This is a genomic window from Bacillus sp. m3-13, from assembly GCF_000175075.1.
GTDB classification, from domain to species: domain Bacteria; phylum Bacillota; class Bacilli; order Bacillales; family Bacillaceae_I; genus Sutcliffiella_A; species Sutcliffiella_A horikoshii_C.
In genome coordinates, this window is record NZ_ACPC01000004.1 from 1 (window position 1) to 20,220 (window position 20,220).

The following is a 20,220-nucleotide window of genomic DNA, read 5'->3' on the forward strand; positions in this document are numbered from 1 at the left end:
ATATGAACACATTATCTAGTTTTGAAGGATCAACCTTCAACTGAATATGTCTGGTAATGATGGCGAAGAGGTCACACCCGTTCCCATACCGAACACGGAAGTTAAGCTCTTCAGCGCCGATGGTAGTTGGGGGATCTCCCCCTGTGAGAGTAGGACGTTGCCAGGCAAATTTATGGAAGACCAGTGCTTATTGCGCTGGTTTTTTTGTGCTTTCTTTGTTGGAGGTGAGGTGCCGTTTTTGTATATTTGTGTCGAATAACGGTTAAATCGTCTAACTTAGCGGATAAATCGAAAAGTTCGTGGATAAACCAAAAAGATAGCGGATAAATCGAAAAGTTCGTGGATAAACCAAAAAGATAGCGGATAAAACAAAAAGTTCGCGGATAAACCAAAACTTGAACTATAATTTTGAAACGCCCCCCTTCAACCACCCGTCCCCCCTCTAAAACTTCTTTTGAACAATTTTGACCAATTGACGTTTAAACACCTCCCAAAAGTGGAATTCTGTTTGAGAGAGGCTTCTCTGCAAGAAACTCTGCCCTCAACTTTCACCCTACATAAAGGACGCACTAAAACCAAACCACACAGAATGACAGTTTTTAGCGAAAGGTTATCTATTGAATTTTTTCGGAAGGTCTTATATATTTTACATATAGTCAAAGATAGTCAAGGTCAGATAGGAGGATAGCATGAGAAACATATCTGATGTCATTGAGCAATATTTGAAACAGGTGTTGGAGGGGAGCAGGGAGAATTCTGCTGAGATCAAACGTAGTGAGATTGCAGATAAGTTTGAATGTGTGCCCTCTCAAATTAATTATGTGATAAATACTAGATTTACGATTGAACGAGGATATTTGGTGGAGAGCAAGCGTGGGGGCGGCGGCTATATTAGGATTATTAAGATTAAGCCGCATGACCATTTGCATTTGATCGACCAGCTTATAGAACTAATAGATGTGAGAGTTTCCCAGGCTAGTGCGGAGGATGTTATCTTTCGGTTGGTGGAAGAGAAGGTGATTTCCGCTAGGGAAGCGAAGATAATGGTTAGTGTCATGGACCGCTCTGTCTTATATTTGGGCTTGCCTGAAAGAGATGAACTGCGGGCAAGGATGTTAACGGCCATGCTGACTACACTGAAGTATCGGTAGGGGGGATGAAAATGGTATGTCAAGAATGTAATGAGCGCCCAGCTGCTTTGCATTTTACAAAGATTATTAATGGTGAAAAATCCGAGATTCATATATGTGAGCAATGTGCTCAAGAAAAAGGCAGTATGTCGATGTTTACTGGTGGATCCGGTTTTTCCATCAATAACCTGATTGCCGGGTTGTTGAATACGGAACAGACAATTCCTAATCCACAACAGGAAGAACTTAATCCGCCAAAAATTTTGCAGTGCGAGCGTTGTAAGATGACGTTTCAGCAGTTTACGAAAATTGGCCGGTTTGGTTGTTCGGAGTGTTATCATACTTTTTCCGACAAAATGCAGCCCATTTTAAAAAGATTGCATAGTGGAAACACGGTGCATGCCGGGAAGATTCCGAAACGAATCGGCGGGAGCATGCATGTGAGGAAAGAAATTGATGCGCTTAGAGAAGAATTGCAAGAACTTATTTTACAGGAAGAATTCGAGAGTGCGGCGAATACTAGAGATAGAATCAGAGAATTGGAAAGGCAACTGAGTGAAAAAAGAGAGGGGGAGCAGTAAATGTCTCTTGAACACTTTTTGAATAATGCGGTCAGTTCCTGGATGAAACAGGAGGGACCTGATTCAGATATCGTCCTTAGTAGCAGAGTAAGGCTTGCCAGGAACCTTGAAAAGGTGCAGTTTCCGACAGTGTCGAGCAACGAGGAAGCGCAGCAGATTGTTGCTATTATGAAACAGCATTTTGGGGAAAAGAAGTTTCAGGATCTCGGGGAGCTGGAGTTTCTTCTTATGGAGGAATTGAATGCCCTAGAGAAGCGGGTGTTAGTAGAAAAGCACTTAATCAGTCCACAACTGGCGGAGGATTCGGCATTTGGAGCATGTTTGTTATCACCGAATGAAGAAGTGAGCATTATGATAAATGAGGAGGATCATATCAGGATTCAATGCTTGTTTCCCGGCCTGCAGTTAAATGAAGCGTTGCAGGTAGCCAATTCATTGGATGATTGGATAGAAGAAAAGATTGATTATGCGTTTGATGAAAAACGAGGATACTTAACGAGTTGCCCGACAAATGTGGGGACGGGGCTCAGAGCTTCTGTCATGATGCACTTGCCCGCACTGGTGCTGACGCAGCAGATGAACAGAATTGTTCCGGCAATTAACCAATTGGGATTAGTTGTTAGAGGAATTTATGGGGAAGGCAGCGAAGCTTTAGGGAACATCTTTCAAATTTCCAACCAAATGACACTCGGCAAGTCAGAAGAAGATATTGTTCAGGACCTTATGGGTGTGGTACAACAACTTATTTCACAAGAGCGCTCTGCCAGAGAAGCATTAGTCAAAACTTCAAACATACAATTAGAAGATAGGGTATTTCGCTCATACGGATTGTTGGCACACAGTCGTATAATGGAAACGAAAGAGGCGGCAAAATGTTTGTCGAATGTGCGGCTTGGTATAGATTTAGGCTATATCACCGACATATCTAGATCCATTTTAAATGAATTAATGATATTAACTCAACCGGGCTTCTTGCAGCAATATGCAGGAGGGCCATTAAAGCCTAATGAAAGAGATGTTCGCAGGGCCAGCTTGATTCGGGAAAGAATGCGATTAAATAGATAAAATATTCGGGAGGCGAATGGATATGATGTTTGGTCGATTTACAGAAAGAGCGCAAAAAGTATTGGCATTGGCACAGGAAGAGGCATTGCGCCTAGGCCATAATAATATTGGAACAGAGCATATCTTACTTGGACTGGTAAGAGAAGGGGAAGGAATTGCTGCAAAAGCATTGATTGCCCTTGGCTTGGGACCGGAAAAAATTCAAAAAGAAGTAGAAAACCTGATTGGAAGAGGGCAGGACAGTGGCCAATCGATTCCTCACTATACACCAAGAGCGAAGAAGGTCATTGAGCTTTCCATGGATGAAGCCCGTAAACTTGGTCATTCCTACGTAGGAACAGAGCACGTGCTGCTTGGTTTGATCCGTGAGGGAGAAGGGGTTGCGGCACGAGTATTGAACAACTTGGGAGTGAGCTTGAACAAGGCTCGCCAGCAAGTGTTGCAGTTGCTTGGAAGCAATGAGTCTTCCGGAGGACATTCAGGTGGAGCTTCTGCCAATGTAAATACCCCTACGCTTGATAGCCTGGCAAGGGACCTGACAGCGGTCGCACGTGAAGGCAGCTTGGATCCTGTTATCGGACGAAGCAAAGAAATTCAGCGTGTAATTGAAGTGCTTAGCCGCAGAACGAAAAATAACCCGGTATTGATCGGGGAGCCGGGTGTGGGTAAAACGGCCATTGCAGAAGGACTTGCACAGCAAATCGTGAGCAATGAAGTGCCGGAAATCCTTCGAGATAAGCGTGTAATGACACTTGACATGGGTACGGTTGTAGCTGGTACGAAATATCGTGGGGAGTTTGAGGACCGCTTGAAGAAGGTGATGGATGAGATCCGTCAAGCCGGTAACATCATTCTTTTCATTGACGAACTTCATACATTAATTGGTGCCGGTGGAGCTGAGGGTGCCATAGACGCATCCAATATCTTAAAACCATCCTTAGCTCGTGGAGAGTTGCAATGTATCGGTGCTACAACGCTCGATGAGTACCGTAAATATATCGAAAAAGATGCAGCACTTGAGCGCCGTTTCCAGCCGATTACAGTGGATGAGCCGACAACAGCGGAGTCCATTCAGATTCTGAGAGGACTGCGCGACCGTTATGAAGCGCACCATCGTGTATCCATCACAGATGAAGCGATTGAGCAGGCGGTTAAGCTTTCCGACCGTTACATTTCTGACCGCTTCCTGCCGGATAAAGCGATCGACTTAATTGATGAGGCAGGATCAAAAGTACGCCTTCGTTCTTTCACCACTCCTCCTAACTTGAAAGAGTTGGAAGTGAAGCTGGAGTCTGTTCGAAACGAGAAGGATGCTGCGGTGCAGAGCCAAGAGTTTGAAAAGGCTGCCTCTTTAAGAGATACAGAACAGCGTCTTCGTGAACAATTAGAAGAAACGAAGAAAACGTGGAAAGAAAAGCAGGGCCAAGAGAATTCTGAAGTGACAGTGGAAGATATTGCGATGGTTGTATCGAGCTGGACGGGAATTCCGGTTTCAAAACTTGCACAAACAGAAACAGATAAACTGTTAAACATGGAATCTTTATTGCACTCCCGTGTTATCGGACAGGATGAAGCGGTAAAAGCAGTATCAAAAGCCGTTCGTCGTGCACGTGCCGGCTTGAAAGATCCGAAGCGTCCAATTGGTTCCTTCATATTCCTTGGGCCGACTGGGGTAGGTAAAACGGAGCTTGCAAGAGCACTGGCGGAATCTATTTTCGGTGATGAGGATGCTATGATCCGTATTGATATGTCTGAGTATATGGAGAAGCATTCGACTTCCCGTCTTGTAGGTTCCCCTCCAGGATATGTCGGGTATGATGAAGGCGGCCAGTTGACGGAGAAGGTTCGCCGCAAACCGTATTCTGTTATTCTTTTAGACGAAATTGAAAAGGCACATCCTGATGTGTTCAATATTTTATTACAAGTGTTAGAGGATGGCCGTCTGACAGATTCGAAAGGTCGTACAGTGGACTTCCGCAACACGCTTGTCATTATGACATCAAACGTTGGGGCAGATGCATTGAAGCGCAACAAATACGTCGGCTTTAATGTACAGGATGAGAACCAGAACTATAAAGACATGAAAGGGAAAGTGATGGAAGAGCTGAAAAAGGCGTTCCGTCCGGAGTTCCTGAACCGTGTCGATGAAATGATTGTGTTCCACTCTTTAGAGAAAACACACTTAAAAGAAATCGTTACCTTGCTTTCCGAGCAGTTAACGAAACGTCTGAAAGAACAAGATATCGATCTGGAGCTGACAGAAGCTGCAAAAGAGAAGATATCAGAAGAAGGCTACGATCCGGAGTACGGTGCAAGACCGTTACGCCGTGCCATTCAAAAGCATGTGGAGGATAAGCTTTCGGAAGAGCTGTTAAGAGGAAACATTGAGAAAGGCAAGAAAATCTCCTTGGATGTTGTAGACGGGGAATTTGTTGTTCGTGATGTGGAAATAGTAAAATAAGGTTGCTGGTCGTTTGCATGGCTGTATAGAAGTGGAGGTAAGCTCTTGATATAAGGGCTTTCCTCCTTTCTTGTATTTTCCAATGGTTTAGATTAGCGTAATTTATGTGAAATAAGGTATCATAAAAGAAGGAAAACAATGGTATTTTTATAACACTCTTTTCATAAAGATTATTGTTCATATAGAGAGGGTTTTTGGATGGCAAAGCGTAAGACAAAGTTTATGTGTAAGGAATGCGGGTATGAGTCACCTAAGTGGATGGGGAAGTGTCCTGGGTGCAACGCGTGGAATACGATGGTGGAGGAATTAGAAGAGTCCAGGACGCCAAGGCGCGGAGGTTTTACGACATCTTCCTCAACATTGGCAAGAAAAGCAGAATCCATCACAAAAGTAGAGAATATTAAGCAGTCAAGGATTTATACAGATATGGAAGAGTGTAATAGAGTGCTTGGAGGCGGGTTGGTTCAAGGATCACTTGTACTGATCGGGGGAGATCCCGGCATTGGAAAGTCTACATTATTGCTGCAGGTGTGCAGTCAACTGGCATTAAAAAAACATCGTGTCCTATACATATCTGGAGAAGAATCTGTTCAGCAAACAAAATTGCGGGCAGATCGTTTAGGTGTACAGGCAGAAGAGTTGTTTGTTTTGTCAGAAACGGACTTTGAACTCGTTGCAAAAGCGGTGGACGATGTACAACCGACCTTGCTTGTTGTCGATTCCATCCAAACCGTTTACCATCCTGCTGTTACCTCCGCTCCTGGGAGTGTGTCACAGGTCAGAGAATGTACGGCTGAGTTGATGCGTATCGCTAAGACAAAGAATATTGCTGTCTTCATCGTAGGTCATGTCACCAAAGAAGGCTCTATTGCAGGACCCCGTCTTTTAGAACATATGGTGGATACGGTGTTATATTTTGAAGGAGAAAGACACCATACGTATCGTATTTTACGTTCGGTTAAAAATAGATTCGGTTCAACAAATGAGATTGGGATTTTTGAAATGAAAGAAGAAGGTTTGACGGAAGTGAAGAACCCGTCCGAAATCTTTTTAGAAGAACGATCAAAAGGAGCTGCAGGTTCCACCGTTGTAGCATCCATGGAAGGTACAAGACCCGTATTAGTGGAAATCCAGGCATTGATTTCTCCAACAGGGTACGGAAATCCAAGAAGAATGGCTACAGGAATCGATCACAACAGGGTATCGCTCATTATGGCGGTACTTGAAAAAAGAGTTGGGCTGTTGCTGCAAAACCAAGATGCCTATTTGAAAGTGGCAGGAGGGGTAAAACTCGATGAGCCGGCCATTGACCTTGCTGTAGCAGTCAGCATTGCCTCTAGCTTCCGTAACCAAACGTCTGAACCAACAGATGTGGTGATTGGAGAAGTGGGACTGACAGGCGAAATCAGACGGGTGTCCCGGATTGAACAACGTGTCCAAGAAGCGGCAAAGCTTGGGTTCAAACGAGTCATCATACCGGCGAAAAACCTGGGAGGATGGACCATTCCGAAAGAGGTTAATGTGATTGGTGTCAACACCATCGAACAGGCTCTTCAATATACTCTAGGGGGATAGAGATGGAAGAACAACGGCAGAAAGAAAAAATAATGGCAGATACCTTACAGTTTATCGCACCCGGAACACCTATTCGGGAAGGGATTAACAATATTCTTCGTTCTCAAACCGGCGGACTTGTGGTCGTGGGTTTTAATGATAAAGTGAAAGATATGGTAGACGGAGGCTTTTCGATCAATTGTCCATTCAGCCCGGCTTACGTATATGAATTGGCCAAAATGGATGGTGCCATCATCTTGAATGAAAAAGGAACGAAAATACTCTATGCCAACGCGCAACTAACACCTAATTCCACCATTATTTCTACGGAAACAGGAATGAGGCATCGGACGGCAGAACGTGTGGCTAAGCAGACTGGCTGTCTTGTTGTCGCCATCTCCCAGCGCCGTAATGTCATTACCTTGTATAAAGGCGACTTCCGTTATGCACTGCGGGATATCGGGGTTATTTTTACAAAGGCGAACCAAGCAATTCAAACTCTGGAAAAATATAAAACCGTGCTAGATCAAGGGATTACCAATCTTGGTGCTTTAGAATTTGAAGAACAAGTATCATTATCGGAACTTTTACAGGTGATACATCGTATAGAAATGGTACTACGCATTAAAAACGAAATACTAAGCTATATCAATGAGCTTGGAACGGAAGGCAGGCTAATCCGACTGCAAATGACGGAACTTCTTGCCCATATTGAAGAAGAAGCTATTCTCCTCATCAAAGATTATTGCGTGGATAAAGAGATGGATGCATTCATGATTTTAAGGCGTTTGCAGGAGTTGGCAAATACCGACCTATTAGACGATGCTGTTATCTTAAAGATGCTTGGGTATTCAGGGTTTATGAATCCTGACGAAATTGTCCTGCCAAGAGGATATAGAGTATTGCATAAGATTCCAAGACTTCCACCACTTGTCATCGAAAACCTTGTCTGTAGGTTCTGGAACTTAAAGCAGATTCTGAATGCGACAGTGGAGGAACTAGATGATGTAGATGGGATTGGTGAAGTACGAGCCCGGAAAATCAAAGAGGGATTGAAACGGATACAAGATCAACTACAAATAGACCGACAAATGTAAGCCGTAAAATCAGGAATGTGACAAAATCCTTACAAAAGTAAATTAAAAGTTTTTTCGACGTTTTATTTAAAGGAAACTGTTTATAATGATTAAAAGGAGGTGAGGCAATGTTAAGGCGTACGGTTCAACTATTCTTTTTAATTCTTGGCGGAACATTGGGGATCTTTTTTATTCCCGAGCTGTTTTCTCTCTTGGATCTAGGGGATATCCCTTTTCTTACGAAGCCTTATACTGTTGCTATTCTAGGAGCAATTATATTTTTCATCCTTACTTTTTGGTTAGTGGATTATGTTGTAGGATTCATTAAATGGATTGAAGAATCTTTAGTGAAAGCGCCTGTTACCGATGTGTTATTTGGTAGTTTAGGACTGATTTTTGGACTTATTGTCGCTTATCTGGCAGTTATTCCTTTAGAGAGAATCCCTTTTGTCAGCGCCATATTCCCTATTTTCATTACCATTCTATTAGGATATCTTGGTTTTCAAGTAGGTTTCAAAAAACGAGATGAATTGGTGAGTTTATTTTCTATCTCCTCAAAATTCGGGAAGAAAAAATCAGTAGAAGATGACGAGTTGGATTTATCGTCAAAGAAGCTGAAAATCTTGGATACGAGCGTTATTATTGATGGGCGGGTTGCGGATATTTGCCAAACCGGTTTTCTAGAAGGGACAATCGTCATTCCGCGATTTGTTCTGGAAGAGCTTCAGCATATCGCCGATTCTTCAGATGTATTAAAACGTAATCGTGGTCGACGCGGGTTAGATATACTAAACAGGATCCAAAAAGAATTAGCGATAAAAGTAGAGATATATGAAGGCAATTTTGAAGATATCCAGGAAGTGGATTCCAAGCTTGTGAAGCTGGCAAAATTGACCTCTGGTGTAGTCGTTACCAATGACTTTAACTTAAACAAAGTATGTGAGCTTCAAAGTGTGGAAGTGCTGAATATAAACGATCTTGCCAATGCGGTAAAGCCTGTCGTGCTTCCTGGCGAAGAGCTGACTGTACAAGTCATTAAAGACGGAAAAGAACATAATCAAGGTGTTGCGTACCTTGATGACGGAACTATGATTGTAGTAGAAGAAGGCCGTGATTACATCGGCAAGCACATCCAAGTTCTAGTCACAAGCGTCCTCCAGACATCTGCTGGACGAATGATCTTTGCCAAGCCCAAACAACTGGAACGGGCAGCGTTATAAGTAAATAGTAGTAACCTTTACCCTCTTAAGCTTTGCTTAGAGGGTATAAGTTATTTTGTGCTAAAATTCAACACTCACGGGAGAGTATATAATGAACTATCAAGTAATCGTACTAGCAGCAGGACAGGGGAAGCGGATGAAGGCAGGAAAAAACAAGCAGTTCATCGAGCTTGAGGGGAAACCTGTCATCATACATACCCTCTCCGTCTTTGAAGCGGATCCTTGGTGCAGTGAAATTAAACTAGTCATCAATGAAAAAGAAAAAGATATATTCAAAGAACTTCTACACCAATATCCCGTACAAAAAATAAAAGAAATAGTCATTGGTGGAGAAGAGCGGCAGGATAGCGTGTATAATGGGCTTACATCGCTTCAATCAGCAGAAATTGTACTTGTTCATGATGGAGCAAGGCCTTTTATTTCTCAAGAAGTCATTCATAATCTAGTGGAAAAAGCGTCCAAAGAAGGGGCAGCTATTGTAGGGGTTCCTGTTAAAGATACGATCAAACGTATCAGCAAGGCGGGAGTGGTGGAACAAACAGTGGAGCGGTCTAGCTTATGGTCCATCCAAACACCACAAGCTTTTCGTTATCCAATCCTAAAAGAAGCGCATGATAAGGCAAAAACAGAGAACTACCTAGGAACCGACGAAGCAAGCCTTGTAGAACGTATCCATGTGCCAGTACACATAGTACAAGGCGAATACGAAAACTTCAAACTCACCACACCCGAAGACCTAATCCTTGCAAAAGCTTTTCTACAAAAATAATATTCTGAAAATGTAACAGATCATATCAAACTGTAAACCCCTGTAGATTGGAGTGCAAGGTGTGAGACTCCGGAGGGAGGTAGCGGTAGGTTGAGACCCCGCAACGAAGTGAGGAGGCTCAAGCACCGCCCCTCGGAAAGCGAACACCTGGAACGGAAATCTACAGGAGTTAATCAGACTAAATACATATAAATGGAGAGGTGCACTATGTTTCGAATTGGACAAGGTTTTGACGTACATCAGTTTGCAGAAGGCAGACCACTAATAATCGGAGGCATCACCATTCCTTACGAAAAAGGGCTACTTGGACACTCCGATGCCGACGTACTTTTACATACAATCTCTGATGCATGCCTAGGCGCAATCGGAGAAGGGGATATCGGAAAACACTTCCCAGACACCGACCCGGCATTCAAAAATGCAGACTCCGCTGTTTTAATGGAACAGGTATGGGCAATAGTAAAAGAAAAAGGCTATACACTTGGAAATGTGGACTGTACCATCATTGCACAAAAACCAAAAATGGCCCCACATATCGAACCGATGCGCAAACGAATTGCGGAATTACTAGAAGCAGACATGGAACAGGTCAACGTGAAAGCGACCACCACCGAAAAACTAGGCTTCACCGGCAGAGAAGAAGGAATCGCCGCCCAAGCAGCTGTCCTTTTGATAAAGAGATAGTTTTAGTAAGATGTGATATCTAGCTGTTGATTGGAGCAAAAGGCGAAGACTCCCTTGTCCTGAGGGAGATAGCGCTAGGTGGAGACCCCGCAGGCGTAAGCCGAAGGAGGCTCACGTCAGCCCCTAGGAAAGCGAAGCCATTTGCGGAAATCAACAGCGGGGTTATAACAAAGCCATAGAAAGAAATAGCTACGGGCTTCAGCACTTTTATGTTAAAATAATGCTTAGTTTTAAAAACCGTCCGGGCCCGAAAGCCGACGGAAAATGGAGGTAACAAAACATGACAGTTCGTGTACGATATGCCCCAAGTCCAACAGGGCACTTACATATAGGAAACGCCAGAACCGCACTATTCAACTACCTGTTTGCACGCAGCCAAAACGGGAAATTCATTATCCGCATTGAAGATACAGACAAAAAGCGTAATATCGCAGGTGGAGAAGAAAGCCAGCTGAAATATTTAAAGTGGCTTGGAATGGACTGGGATGAAAGCGTCGATGTAGGTGGCGAGTATGGACCATACCGCCAATCAGAACGTAATGAAATCTACACCAAATTTTATAATGAGCTTTTAGAAAAAAATCTTGCCTATAAATGCTATTGTACGGAAGAGGAGCTGGAAGCGGAGCGGGAAGAGCAAATTGCCCGCGGAGAGAACCCGAATTACTCCGGCAAGCACAGCAACTTAACTGTAGAAGAGCAAAAAGCATTTGAAGCAGAAGGAAGAGAACCAAGCATTCGCTTCCGCGTACCAAAGGGAAAAGAAATTAAGTTCAACGACATGGTTAAAGGAGACGTATCCTTTGAATCCGATGGCATTGGTGACTTTGTTATCGTGAAAAAGGACGGAACCCCTACTTACAATTTCGCCGTGGCAGTTGATGATCATTTGATGCAGATTTCCCACGTTCTTCGTGGAGATGATCATATCTCGAACACGCCAAAACAAATCATGATCTTTGAAGCTCTAGGCTGGGATGTTCCTGTGTTCGGTCACATGACATTGATTGTGAACGAAAGCCGCAAGAAATTAAGTAAACGTGATGAGTCCATCATCCAGTTTATTGAGCAATATGAGGAGCTTGGCTATCTGCCTGAAGCTTTGTTTAACTTTATTGCCTTGCTTGGCTGGTCTCCGGTCGGCGAAGAGGAAGTCTTCTCCAAGGATCAATTCATTGAGATCTTTGATACGGCTCGTTTATCCAAATCACCAGCTGTATTTGATACAAACAAATTAACGTGGATGAACAACCAATACATCAAAACGATGGAACTGGATCGACTTGTTGATATGTCCTTGCCGCACCTAGTAAAAGCAGGTCGTCTGGAAGAGACAATGACAGAGGATCAGAAGGTTTGGGCAAAAGAACTTATCGGACTTTACCAAGAGCAGATGAGTTTCGGAGCAGAAATAGTGGAACTGACGGAAATGTTCTTCCAAACGCACATCGAATACGATGAAGAGGCAAAAGCTGTCTTAGCTGAGGAACAAGTACCGGAAGTAATGGCTGCCTTCCATCACGAATTGGAAACGATGGAGGACTTCTCTGTAGACCACATCAAAGCTGCAACGAAGGCCGTTCAAAAAGCAACCGGACATAAAGGGAAAAAGCTTTTCATGCCAATACGCGTGGCAACGACTGGCCAAACACATGGTCGTGACCTGCCGCAAACGATCCATCTATTAGGGAAAGAAACAGTTTTAGCGAGATTGTCGAAGCTAATTGGTTAACATTTTCCGTAAAACATAATATGATAGAACTACCATCTTTAAAAACGAGATAACCATTAATGAATGTTGAAGAGGAGAGTAGAAAAAGTACATCCTTTCCAGAGAGAATCGCCATGGCTGCAAGCGATTCATGTGATGCCTTTTTTGAAATGCACCTCAGAGTCTGTTACTAAAAGGCCTTATAGCCGAGTAAGTTACAGCGGCAACCTCCCGTTACGAGGCTTAAGTGGGGGTGTGGGTCCTATTATTAGCAACCCATATCCAAACAGAGTGGAACCGCGCCAAAAGCGTCTCTGTGTCAATGACACGGAGGCGTTTTTATTTTGAGAAAGTGGTGATCAAAATAGTATCACCTAATCCCCTGTTGACTGAAGAGCAGGGAGTGAGGCTCCGGCGGTAGGTAGCGGTAGGTTGAGACCCCGCAATGAAATGAGGAGGATCAAGCACCGCCCCGCGGAAAGCGAACTCCCGGAGCGAAAGGAAACAGGATGTTAATCAAATTAATAATGAATAGGAAAAAAGAAAGGAGGTTCACTCCATGTTTCGCAAACTAAAGGAAGACATTGAAGTGGTATTTGAACAAGATCCCGCTGCAAGAAATTACTTCGAAGTAATCTTAACTTACTCGGGGCTACATGCTGTATGGGCCCACCGGATCGCGCACGCTTTTTTTAAACGGAAAATGTTTTTCATCGCAAGAGCCATCTCCCAAGTGAGCCGGTTTTTCACCGGAATTGAAATACATCCAGGTGCCAAAATCGGCCGCAGATTTTTTATTGACCACGGAATGGGAGTTGTCATAGGAGAAACCTGTGAAATTGGGAATAATGTTACTGTCTTCCAAGGAGTAACCCTCGGCGGTACCGGGAAAGAAAAAGGAAAACGCCACCCAACCATTCAGGACAACGCACTGATTGCAACAGGAGCCAAAGTATTGGGATCCATTACGATTGGTGAAAACTCTAAGGTTGGAGCGGGTTCGGTTGTATTAAAAGATGTACCTGCCAACTCCACTGTTGTCGGCATTCCAGGCAAAATCGTCATTCAAGACGGAGTAAAGGTGAAAAGGGATTTAAATCATCACGAAATGCCAGATCCGACAGGTGATCGGTTTGTGGAATTGGAAAATCAGATAGCCCGCCTGCAAAATGAACTGCTACTTATAAAAGAGAGGAAGAAAATAGATGACCATTCATCTTTATAATACATTAACGCGTCAAAAGGAAAAGTTTGTCCCGCTTGAAGAGGGAAAGGTAAAGATGTATGTGTGCGGACCGACCGTATATAACTACATTCATATCGGAAATGCAAGGCCGCCAATCGTGTTTGATACGGTTAGAAGATACTTAGAATACCGTGGCTTTGAAGTTAACTATGTATCTAATTTTACAGATGTGGATGATAAGCTGATTAAGGCTGCCAAGGAATTAGGAGAAGATGTGCCGACCATTGCAGAACGTTTTATCGCGGCGTACCATGAAGATGTCTCTGCCCTGGGTTGCAAACAAGCAACTGTCCACCCAAGAGTAACGGAAAGCATGGACATTATCATTGAGTTTATTGAGGCATTGATTGAAAAAGGATATGCCTATGAGTCCGATGGAGATGTTTATTACAGAACTCGCGAGTTTAAGGAGTATGGAAAGCTTTCACATCAACCGATAGAGGACCTTCAGCTTGGAACTCGTATTGAAGTGGGAGATAAGAAACAAGATGCGCTTGATTTTGTCCTTTGGAAAGCGGCAAAAGAGGGAGAAATCCATTGGGAAAGTCCATGGGGGAAAGGTAGACCAGGCTGGCATATCGAGTGCTCGGCAATGGCGCGCAAATACCTTGGGGACACCATTGATATCCACGCAGGCGGACAGGACTTGTCCTTCCCGCATCATGAAAATGAAATCGCCCAATCCGAGGCGTTGACAGGCAAGACATTTGCTAAGTATTGGCTGCATAATGGGTATATTAATATTGATAACGAAAAAATGTCCAAATCGCTCGGTAACTTCGTGCTGGTTCATGACATTATCAAAAAGCATGACCCGCAATTATTGCGTTTCTTTATGCTTTCGGTTCACTATCGTCATCCCATCAACTATAACGAAGAGTTGCTTCAAAGCACCAATAACGGCCTTGAACGTATCCGAACAGCTTATGCTAACTTAAAGCATCGTTTGGACAATACAGTAGACCTTGCAACAGATGATACGGAGTGGGTACAAAAGGTAGAAGAGTTTAAAAATGAATTCATCAAAGTAATGGATGATGATTTTAATACAGCCAATGCGATTTCCGTTCTATTTGATATGGCGAAGCAAGCCAACCTTTACTTAAACGGGAAGAATACTTCTGAAAAAGTGTTAAAGGCTTTCATTGCACAGTTTGAAGAATTATTTTCCGTCATCGGTGTATCCCTTACTGCAGAGGAAGAACTATTGGATGAGGAAATCGAAAGCTTAATCCAGCAGCGCATTGATGCAAGGAAAAACCGTGACTTTGCAAGAGCGGATGAGATTCGTGACGAATTAAAAGCGAAAAATATCATCCTCGAAGATACTGCACAAGGCACACGATGGAAAAGAGGATAATAGTAACAATGAGCAATACACAAGTAGATGCAAAGCAATTAAACAGTCTCGCGCTTGCCTATATGGGGGATGCGGTGTATGAAGGATACATCCGCCATCACCTTTTAAAATCCGGGAAGATCCGTCCAAATCAGCTACATCGGGCTGCAACAAACTATGTGTCTGCGAAATCGCAGGCACATCTACTTCACCAGCTGATGGATCGTGAATTTTTCACGGAAGAAGAACAAGGTGTGATTAGACGGGGACGCAATGCGAAGTCCGGTTCGGTACCAAAGAATACGGACGTGCAGACATACCGCTACTCCACCGCATTTGAAGCACTGATCGGCTATCATTATTTAAGCGAAGACATAGACCGCATGGAAGAAATCGTGTTTACCTGCATAGAACTGGTAGACAGCAAGAGAGGTGAATAGAGATGACAAAAGAAAAAGAATTTATTATGGGGCGTAACCCAGTGCTAGAGGCACTAAAATCAAATCGTGAAATAAACAAGCTATGGATAGCAGAAGGTGGTCAAAAAGGCTCTATCCAACAGGTAATCGCTATGGCGAAGGAAGCGAATGTCCTCGTACAATTCGTTCCTCGGAAAAAGATTGACCAGATGGTAGAGGGAAATCATCAAGGAGTAGTCGCTTCTGTCGCTGCCTATGATTATGCAGAGCTTGACGACCTGTATAAGGCTGCAGAACAGCGAAACGAAGATCCATTCTTTCTCATTCTGGATGAGATAGAAGATCCGCATAACCTAGGTTCCATTATGCGTACAGCAGACGCAGTAGGGGCACACGGCATCATCATTCCTAAGCGCAGAGCGGTAGGTTTGACTGCAACAGTTGCTAAATCCTCCACAGGCGCCATTGAGCATATCCCGGTGGTGCGAGTAACTAATCTTGCCAGAACGGTGGACGAGCTGAAAGAGCGCGGACTTTGGATCTTCGGAACTGACGCCAAAGGAACAGTTGATTATACGAAAATGGACGGTTCCTTGCCACTTGGGCTTATTATCGGCAGTGAAGGAAAAGGAATGGCTAGACTTTTAAAAGAAAAATGCGATTTCCTTGTCTCTTTACCAATGGTAGGAAAAGTTACGTCACTAAATGCATCTGTAGCAGCAAGTCTATTAATGTATGAGGTTTTTCGTAAAAGATTGTCGGCAGGAGAGTAAGGAAGAATGGATATTCTACTGGTAGATGGATATAACATTATCGGTGCGTGGCCGGAGCTTAGGGTCCTGAAAGATCAGGATCTCGCAATGGCCCGTGATATCCTTATTTCGAGAATGGCAGAGTACCAGGCATATACAGGTTACAAGGTGATCATTGTCTTTGACGCGCATATGTCACAGGGAATAGAGACAAAGTACAAAAATCATCGAGTGGAAGTCATTTATACTCGTGAAAACGAAACAGCCGATGAAAGAATCGAAAAACTCGCCATCAGTTTAAGTGACATTCGCACACAAATCCATGTGGCAACTTCTGACTTTACAGAACAATGGGCCATTTTCGGGCAGGGGGCATTGCGAAAATCAGCTCGTGAACTTCTGAACGAGTCAGATGCTATTGAAGCAAGAATAAAAAAACGCGTAACAAAATTTACCAACGAAAAGCCATCAAAACGCATTGAACTGGACAATGAAATTTCAGCAATTTTCGAAAAATGGCGCCGAGGACAGCGATGAGTGGTTGACGGTCAATTTATGACTACTGTATAATATTTCTATCTACTGATTCAGTCGGAGGGATAGGTGTGATAGTGAGCGATCCAAGAAATGCTAACAGGATATTAGAGCTTATGGAAGACGAACAGATGGTAGAACTTGTGCATTTAGGTGACAGTGAAGCGCTGGATTATTTAATCAACAAGTATAAGAACTTCGTTCGCGCGAAGGCTAGATCCTATTTTCTTATTGGTGCAGATCGCGAGGATATCGTGCAAGAAGGGATGATAGGTCTATACAAGGCAATTCGGGACTTTAAAGAGGACAAGTTGACTTCTTTCAAGGCATTTGCTGAACTTTGTATCACAAGACAAATCATTACTGCGATTAAGACTGCTACAAGACAGAAGCATATTCCATTGAATTCGTACGTTTCATTGGACAAGCCTATCTATGACGAGGAATCAGACCGTACATTAATGGATGTCATTTCGGGGGCTAAAGTCATGGACCCTGAAGAATTGATCATAAATCAAGAGGAATTTGATGATATAGAAGTTAAGATGGGAGAGTTGCTGAGCGACCTTGAGAGAAAGGTTCTCGCTCTTTACCTGGACGGACGTTCCTATCAAGAAATTTCAGAAGATTTAAACCGGCATGTAAAATCCATCGATAACGCATTGCAAAGAGTAAAACGCAAGTTAGAAAGATACTTGGAACTGAGAGAGATTACTTTATAAGCTGTTAATTCTCTTGTGTTTATGTAAGATGGTTGCGCCTTCAAATCACATTGACTAATTATTACGCCTATGTTACATTTTTAGGGACATCTATGTTTTGGTGGTGTAACACATGCAAAGTAAGGTAGCACTTGCTTGCGCGACGTGCTCTTCCCGTAACTACTCAACAGTTAAAGGAAAGTCACAAAGCGCTGAGCGATTAGAGATAAAGAAGTTTTGTAAGGTTTGTAATGCTCACACCGTTCATCGGGAGACAAAATAGATCAGTATTTGGGGTTGGAGGTTACATGGATGGGACGTTTGACTAATTTTTTTCGTGATGTAGCTCGCGAAATGAAAAAAGTAAGCTGGCCAAAACGCCAGGAACTTACTCGCTACACAATTACAGTAGTAACAACAGTATTGTTTGTAGCAGTGTTCTTCTGGGTTATTGACTTAGGTATTTCCGAGTTAATCCGTGCTTTGATTAACTAATCATTTTAGAGCGAACAATAATTTTCACCTTATTCTTTTTGCTCTTGAATAAGTAATGTTATATCATGGTATAATGTAAATAATACTTTCTGACAAAAAGCCCGTTCAACGGGTTTTTTCATTTGGAAAAAAACACCCCGGTGTTTTGCTAGTTTCACTGATTTTAATAGGCAGTATTCTTGGTGATTAGCCAAACTTGCCCTGTTGATTGTAGTGAAGGGTGTGAGACTCCTCGAAAATGCTAACGCATTTTCTTCGTGCGATGAAATCGCTGCTGTAGCGTTCCTTGTCCTGAGGGAGATAGCGGTAGCTTGAGACCCCCGAGCGTTGTGAGGAGGCTCAAGCACCGCCCAAAGGATAAGCGAACACCCATAACGGAAATCAACAGGGAGTCCAACGGAATACTAATATTTATAGTCTCAAAAATAAAATGCTAGAAAAGGGAGGGACGGACACAAGTCCTAAACAATGGAGAAAAACTGGTACGTTGTTCATACTTATTCCGGATACGAGAATAAAGTAAAAGCAAACTTAGAAAAACGAGTAGAATCAATGGGGATGCAAGACAAGATCTTCCGTGTCGTAGTTCCTGAAGAAGAAGAAACAGACATCAAAAACGGCAAAAAGAAAGTAACCAAGAAAAAAGTATTCCCAGGTTACGTTCTAGTTGAAATCGTCATGACAGACGACTCTTGGTATGTCGTACGTAACACACCTGGCGTAACAGGTTTCGTAGGATCAAGCGGTTCCGGCTCCAAACCAACACCTCTATTGGATGATGAAATTGCATTTATCCTGAAGAGAATGGGCATGATGGAGAAGCAAGTAGAAGTAGACTTCGATCTCAAAGAATCCGTAAAAGTAACAGAAGGACCTTTTGCAAACTTCACTGGACACATTGTAGAGATGGACAAAGACAAGCATAAAGTGAAAGTTCTTGTAAATATGTTCGGCCGTGAAACCCCTGTGGAGCTTGACTTTACACAGATTGAAAAATTATAATGTAAAAAAACTTGAAATAGTTTCGTAAAAATGATATTATTTCAAAGGTCAGTATGTCTCTGAAATAGAGACTATTAATAAAAAAATATTCTTTATTAAATATATAAAGAATGAGTTGAGTGGGAGGGAGAAATCCCAGATACCACATCACGGACTTAAGGAGGTGTGTCTCGTGGCTAAAAAAAGTAATTAAAATGGTAAAGCTACAAATTCCAGCAGCGAAAGCTAACCCAGCACCACCAGTTGGACCAGCACTAGGTCAAGCAGGTGTTAACATCATGGGTTTCTGTAAAGAGTTTAACGCTCGTACAGCAGATCAAGCTGGATTGATTATCCCTGTTGAAATCACGGTTTTTGAAGACCGTTCATTTACATTTATTACGAAAACTCCACCTGCTGCAGTTTTACTTAAAAAAGCAGCTGGTATTGAGTCTGGTTCTGGTGAACCAAACCGTAATAAAGTTGCAACAGTTAAGCGTGATAAAGTACGCGAAATTGCGGAGACGAAAATGCCAGATCTAAACGCTGCAAGCGTAGAAGCTGCAATGCGCATGGTTGAAGGTACTGCTCGTAGCATGGGTATCACTATCGAAGACTAATCCCATTGCTTTTGATTTAACTGCTGTTCAGGGTTGCGGATTTTGGTTTACGGCCAATTCGCAACCTTTATTCGTGGGAGGTTATTCCGCTAAAACCACATAAGGAGGACGTTTAAAATGGCTAAAAGAGGTAAAAAGTACATCGAAGCTGCGAAACTTGTAGACCGTCAAACGGCTTACTCTGTTAACGAAGCTATCGAATTAGTAAAGAAAACAAACACTGCGAAGTTCGACGCTACTGTGGAAGTTGCATTCCGTCTTGGAGTTGACCCTCGTAAAAATGACCAACAGATCCGTGGAGCAGTAGTGCTTCCTCATGGAACTGGTAAAACTCAAAAAGTCCTAGTTTTCGCTAAAGGCGAAAAAGCGAAAGAAGCAGAAGCTGCTGGAGCTGACTATGTTGGGGATGCTGACATGATCGCGAAAATCAACCAAGGTTGGTTCGATTTCGACGTAATCGTTGCTACACCGGACATGATGGGTGAAGTTGGTAAACTAGGACGCGTATTAGGACCTAAAGGCCTAATGCCAAACCCTAAAACTGGTACAGTTACATTTGATGTAACAAAAGCTGTTAACGAGATCAAAGCTGGTAAAGTTGAATACCGCCTTGATAAATCCGGTAACATCCACGTGCCAGTAGGTAAAATCTCTTTCGAAGATGCGAAGCTTGTTGAAAACTTCACAACTATCTACGAGACTTTACTAAAAGCTAAACCGGCTGCTGCAAAAGGTACATTCATGAAGAACGTTGCCGTTACTTCTACAATGGGCCCTGGAGTAAAAGTTGACACTTCTACTTTCGTAGCTACCAAAAACTAACATATTGACACAAGATAACTAGACGGTTATAATAATCGTTGTGTTTATAAAATGATATTG

At 43.0% G+C, this 20,220-nt stretch carries 21 protein-coding genes, 1 rRNA gene and 2 other annotated features (1 of these 24 only partly in view); all 22 genes read left to right on the forward strand.

What is annotated here, in order from left to right; translation table 11 throughout:
* The first annotated feature begins 49 nt into the window (after positions 1 to 49).
* Positions 50 to 166, forward strand: a 5S ribosomal RNA gene (rrf, locus tag M313_RS0100405).
* A 523-nt stretch (positions 167 to 689) separates the two neighbouring features.
* Complete coding sequence (locus M313_RS0100415) at positions 690 to 1,151, forward strand: CtsR family transcriptional regulator (protein ID WP_010191446.1); 462 nt, start codon at positions 690 to 692, stop codon at positions 1,149 to 1,151.
* 11 nt (positions 1,152 to 1,162) lie between these two features.
* A complete protein-coding gene (gene mcsA / locus M313_RS0100420) occupies positions 1,163 to 1,711 on the forward strand; it encodes a protein-arginine kinase activator protein McsA (RefSeq protein ID WP_010191447.1) in 549 nt (182 codons plus the stop codon).
* Positions 1,712 to 2,776, forward strand: coding sequence for a protein-arginine kinase McsB (gene mcsB, locus M313_RS0100425; protein ID WP_010191448.1), 1,065 nt, complete (start codon positions 1,712 to 1,714; stop codon positions 2,774 to 2,776). It begins immediately after the preceding gene.
* A 22-nt stretch (positions 2,777 to 2,798) separates the two neighbouring features.
* A complete protein-coding gene (gene clpC / locus M313_RS0100430) occupies positions 2,799 to 5,237 on the forward strand; it encodes an ATP-dependent protease ATP-binding subunit ClpC (protein WP_010191449.1) in 2,439 nt (812 codons plus the stop codon).
* A 198-nt stretch (positions 5,238 to 5,435) separates the two neighbouring features.
* Positions 5,436 to 6,812, forward strand: coding sequence for a DNA repair protein RadA (gene radA, locus M313_RS0100435; protein ID WP_010191450.1), 1,377 nt, complete (start codon positions 5,436 to 5,438; stop codon positions 6,810 to 6,812).
* A gap of 2 nt (positions 6,813 to 6,814) precedes the next feature.
* Complete coding sequence (disA, locus tag M313_RS0100440; protein WP_010191451.1) at positions 6,815 to 7,888, forward strand: DNA integrity scanning diadenylate cyclase DisA; 1,074 nt, start codon at positions 6,815 to 6,817, stop codon at positions 7,886 to 7,888.
* Between the two features lie 107 nt (positions 7,889 to 7,995).
* On the forward strand, positions 7,996 to 9,087 hold the full coding sequence (locus M313_RS0100445) for a PIN/TRAM domain-containing protein (protein WP_010191453.1): 1,092 nt from the start codon (positions 7,996 to 7,998) through the stop codon (positions 9,085 to 9,087).
* 91 nt (positions 9,088 to 9,178) lie between these two features.
* A complete protein-coding gene (ispD, locus tag M313_RS0100450; RefSeq protein WP_010191455.1) occupies positions 9,179 to 9,856 on the forward strand; it encodes a 2-C-methyl-D-erythritol 4-phosphate cytidylyltransferase in 678 nt (225 codons plus the stop codon).
* 207 nt (positions 9,857 to 10,063) lie between these two features.
* Positions 10,064 to 10,540 carry a 2-C-methyl-D-erythritol 2,4-cyclodiphosphate synthase gene (gene ispF / locus M313_RS0100455; RefSeq protein ID WP_010191456.1) on the forward strand — a complete coding sequence of 159 codons (477 nt, stop codon included), beginning with the start codon at positions 10,064 to 10,066 and terminating at the stop codon, positions 10,538 to 10,540.
* 280 nt (positions 10,541 to 10,820) lie between these two features.
* A complete protein-coding gene (gene gltX, locus M313_RS0100460; RefSeq protein ID WP_010191457.1) occupies positions 10,821 to 12,272 on the forward strand; it encodes a glutamate--tRNA ligase in 1,452 nt (483 codons plus the stop codon).
* Between the two features lie 57 nt (positions 12,273 to 12,329).
* Positions 12,330 to 12,570: a binding site (T-box leader), on the forward strand.
* Between the two features lie 240 nt (positions 12,571 to 12,810).
* Positions 12,811 to 13,476, forward strand: a complete 666-nt coding sequence (gene cysE / locus M313_RS0100465; protein WP_010191458.1) for a serine O-acetyltransferase — start codon at positions 12,811 to 12,813, stop codon at positions 13,474 to 13,476.
* A complete protein-coding gene (gene cysS, locus M313_RS0100470) occupies positions 13,457 to 14,857 on the forward strand; it encodes a cysteine--tRNA ligase (protein ID WP_010191459.1) in 1,401 nt (466 codons plus the stop codon). The genes cysE and cysS overlap by 20 nt, the downstream gene beginning before the upstream one ends.
* An 8-nt stretch (positions 14,858 to 14,865) precedes the next feature.
* Complete coding sequence (locus M313_RS0100475) at positions 14,866 to 15,276, forward strand: Mini-ribonuclease 3 (RefSeq protein ID WP_010191460.1); 411 nt, start codon at positions 14,866 to 14,868, stop codon at positions 15,274 to 15,276.
* A gap of 2 nt (positions 15,277 to 15,278) precedes the next feature.
* A complete protein-coding gene (gene rlmB, locus M313_RS0100480) occupies positions 15,279 to 16,028 on the forward strand; it encodes a 23S rRNA (guanosine(2251)-2'-O)-methyltransferase RlmB (RefSeq protein WP_010191461.1) in 750 nt (249 codons plus the stop codon).
* A 6-nt stretch (positions 16,029 to 16,034) separates the two neighbouring features.
* Positions 16,035 to 16,544, forward strand: coding sequence for an NYN domain-containing protein (locus M313_RS0100485; RefSeq protein WP_010191462.1), 510 nt, complete (start codon positions 16,035 to 16,037; stop codon positions 16,542 to 16,544).
* Between the two features lie 62 nt (positions 16,545 to 16,606).
* The gene (sigH, locus tag M313_RS0100490; RefSeq protein ID WP_442778094.1) at positions 16,607 to 17,263 is read left to right on the forward strand and encodes an RNA polymerase sporulation sigma factor SigH; all 657 of its coding nucleotides are present in this window, start codon (positions 16,607 to 16,609) and stop codon (positions 17,261 to 17,263) included.
* Positions 17,264 to 17,375: 112 nt separating this feature from the next.
* Positions 17,376 to 17,525, forward strand: a complete 150-nt coding sequence (gene rpmG, locus M313_RS24855; protein ID WP_010191464.1) for a 50S ribosomal protein L33 — start codon at positions 17,376 to 17,378, stop codon at positions 17,523 to 17,525.
* A gap of 29 nt (positions 17,526 to 17,554) precedes the next feature.
* Complete coding sequence (gene secE / locus M313_RS0100495) at positions 17,555 to 17,737, forward strand: preprotein translocase subunit SecE (RefSeq protein ID WP_010191465.1); 183 nt, start codon at positions 17,555 to 17,557, stop codon at positions 17,735 to 17,737.
* A 468-nt stretch (positions 17,738 to 18,205) separates the two neighbouring features.
* Entirely contained in the window at positions 18,206 to 18,739 is a 534-nt protein-coding gene (gene nusG, locus M313_RS0100500; RefSeq protein ID WP_010191466.1) for a transcription termination/antitermination protein NusG, read from the forward strand.
* Positions 18,740 to 18,885: 146 nt separating this feature from the next.
* Positions 18,886 to 19,338, forward strand: a complete 453-nt coding sequence (rplK, locus tag M313_RS0100505) for a 50S ribosomal protein L11 (RefSeq protein WP_268741871.1) — start codon at positions 18,886 to 18,888, stop codon at positions 19,336 to 19,338.
* Between the two features lie 117 nt (positions 19,339 to 19,455).
* On the forward strand, positions 19,456 to 20,160 hold the full coding sequence (gene rplA / locus M313_RS0100510; protein WP_010191468.1) for a 50S ribosomal protein L1: 705 nt from the start codon (positions 19,456 to 19,458) through the stop codon (positions 20,158 to 20,160).
* A 48-nt stretch (positions 20,161 to 20,208) separates the two neighbouring features.
* Positions 20,209 to 20,220: a sequence feature (ribosomal protein L10 leader region), on the forward strand (it continues 134 nt past the right edge of the window).

Bases quoted from the DNA above. Each gene is read 5' to 3' on its own strand.
- ispF (WP_010191456.1), top strand. From the start codon at position 10,064: ATGTTTCGAATTGGACAAGGTTTTGACGTACATCAGTTTGCAGAAGGC.
- M313_RS0100485 (WP_010191462.1), top strand. From the start codon at position 16,035: ATGGATATTCTACTGGTAGATGGATATAACATTATCGGTGCGTGGCCG.
- rlmB (WP_010191461.1), top strand. From the start codon at position 15,279: ATGACAAAAGAAAAAGAATTTATTATGGGGCGTAACCCAGTGCTAGAG.
- rpmG (WP_010191464.1), top strand. From the start codon at position 17,376: ATGCAAAGTAAGGTAGCACTTGCTTGCGCGACGTGCTCTTCCCGTAAC.
- M313_RS0100445 (WP_010191453.1), top strand. From the start codon at position 7,996: ATGTTAAGGCGTACGGTTCAACTATTCTTTTTAATTCTTGGCGGAACA.
- disA (WP_010191451.1), top strand. From the start codon at position 6,815: ATGGAAGAACAACGGCAGAAAGAAAAAATAATGGCAGATACCTTACAG.
- cysS (WP_010191459.1), top strand. From the start codon at position 13,457: ATGACCATTCATCTTTATAATACATTAACGCGTCAAAAGGAAAAGTTT.
- cysE (WP_010191458.1), top strand. From the start codon at position 12,811: ATGTTTCGCAAACTAAAGGAAGACATTGAAGTGGTATTTGAACAAGAT.
- radA (WP_010191450.1), top strand. From the start codon at position 5,436: ATGGCAAAGCGTAAGACAAAGTTTATGTGTAAGGAATGCGGGTATGAG.
- ispD (WP_010191455.1), top strand. From the start codon at position 9,179: ATGAACTATCAAGTAATCGTACTAGCAGCAGGACAGGGGAAGCGGATG.
- mcsB (WP_010191448.1), top strand. From the start codon at position 1,712: ATGTCTCTTGAACACTTTTTGAATAATGCGGTCAGTTCCTGGATGAAA.
- nusG (WP_010191466.1), top strand. From the start codon at position 18,206: ATGGAGAAAAACTGGTACGTTGTTCATACTTATTCCGGATACGAGAAT.
- clpC (WP_010191449.1), top strand. From the start codon at position 2,799: ATGATGTTTGGTCGATTTACAGAAAGAGCGCAAAAAGTATTGGCATTG.
- gltX (WP_010191457.1), top strand. From the start codon at position 10,821: ATGACAGTTCGTGTACGATATGCCCCAAGTCCAACAGGGCACTTACAT.
- secE (WP_010191465.1), top strand. From the start codon at position 17,555: ATGGGACGTTTGACTAATTTTTTTCGTGATGTAGCTCGCGAAATGAAA.
- M313_RS0100475 (WP_010191460.1), top strand. From the start codon at position 14,866: ATGAGCAATACACAAGTAGATGCAAAGCAATTAAACAGTCTCGCGCTT.
- mcsA (WP_010191447.1), top strand. From the start codon at position 1,163: ATGGTATGTCAAGAATGTAATGAGCGCCCAGCTGCTTTGCATTTTACA.
- rplA (WP_010191468.1), top strand. From the start codon at position 19,456: ATGGCTAAAAGAGGTAAAAAGTACATCGAAGCTGCGAAACTTGTAGAC.
- M313_RS0100415 (WP_010191446.1), top strand. From the start codon at position 690: ATGAGAAACATATCTGATGTCATTGAGCAATATTTGAAACAGGTGTTG.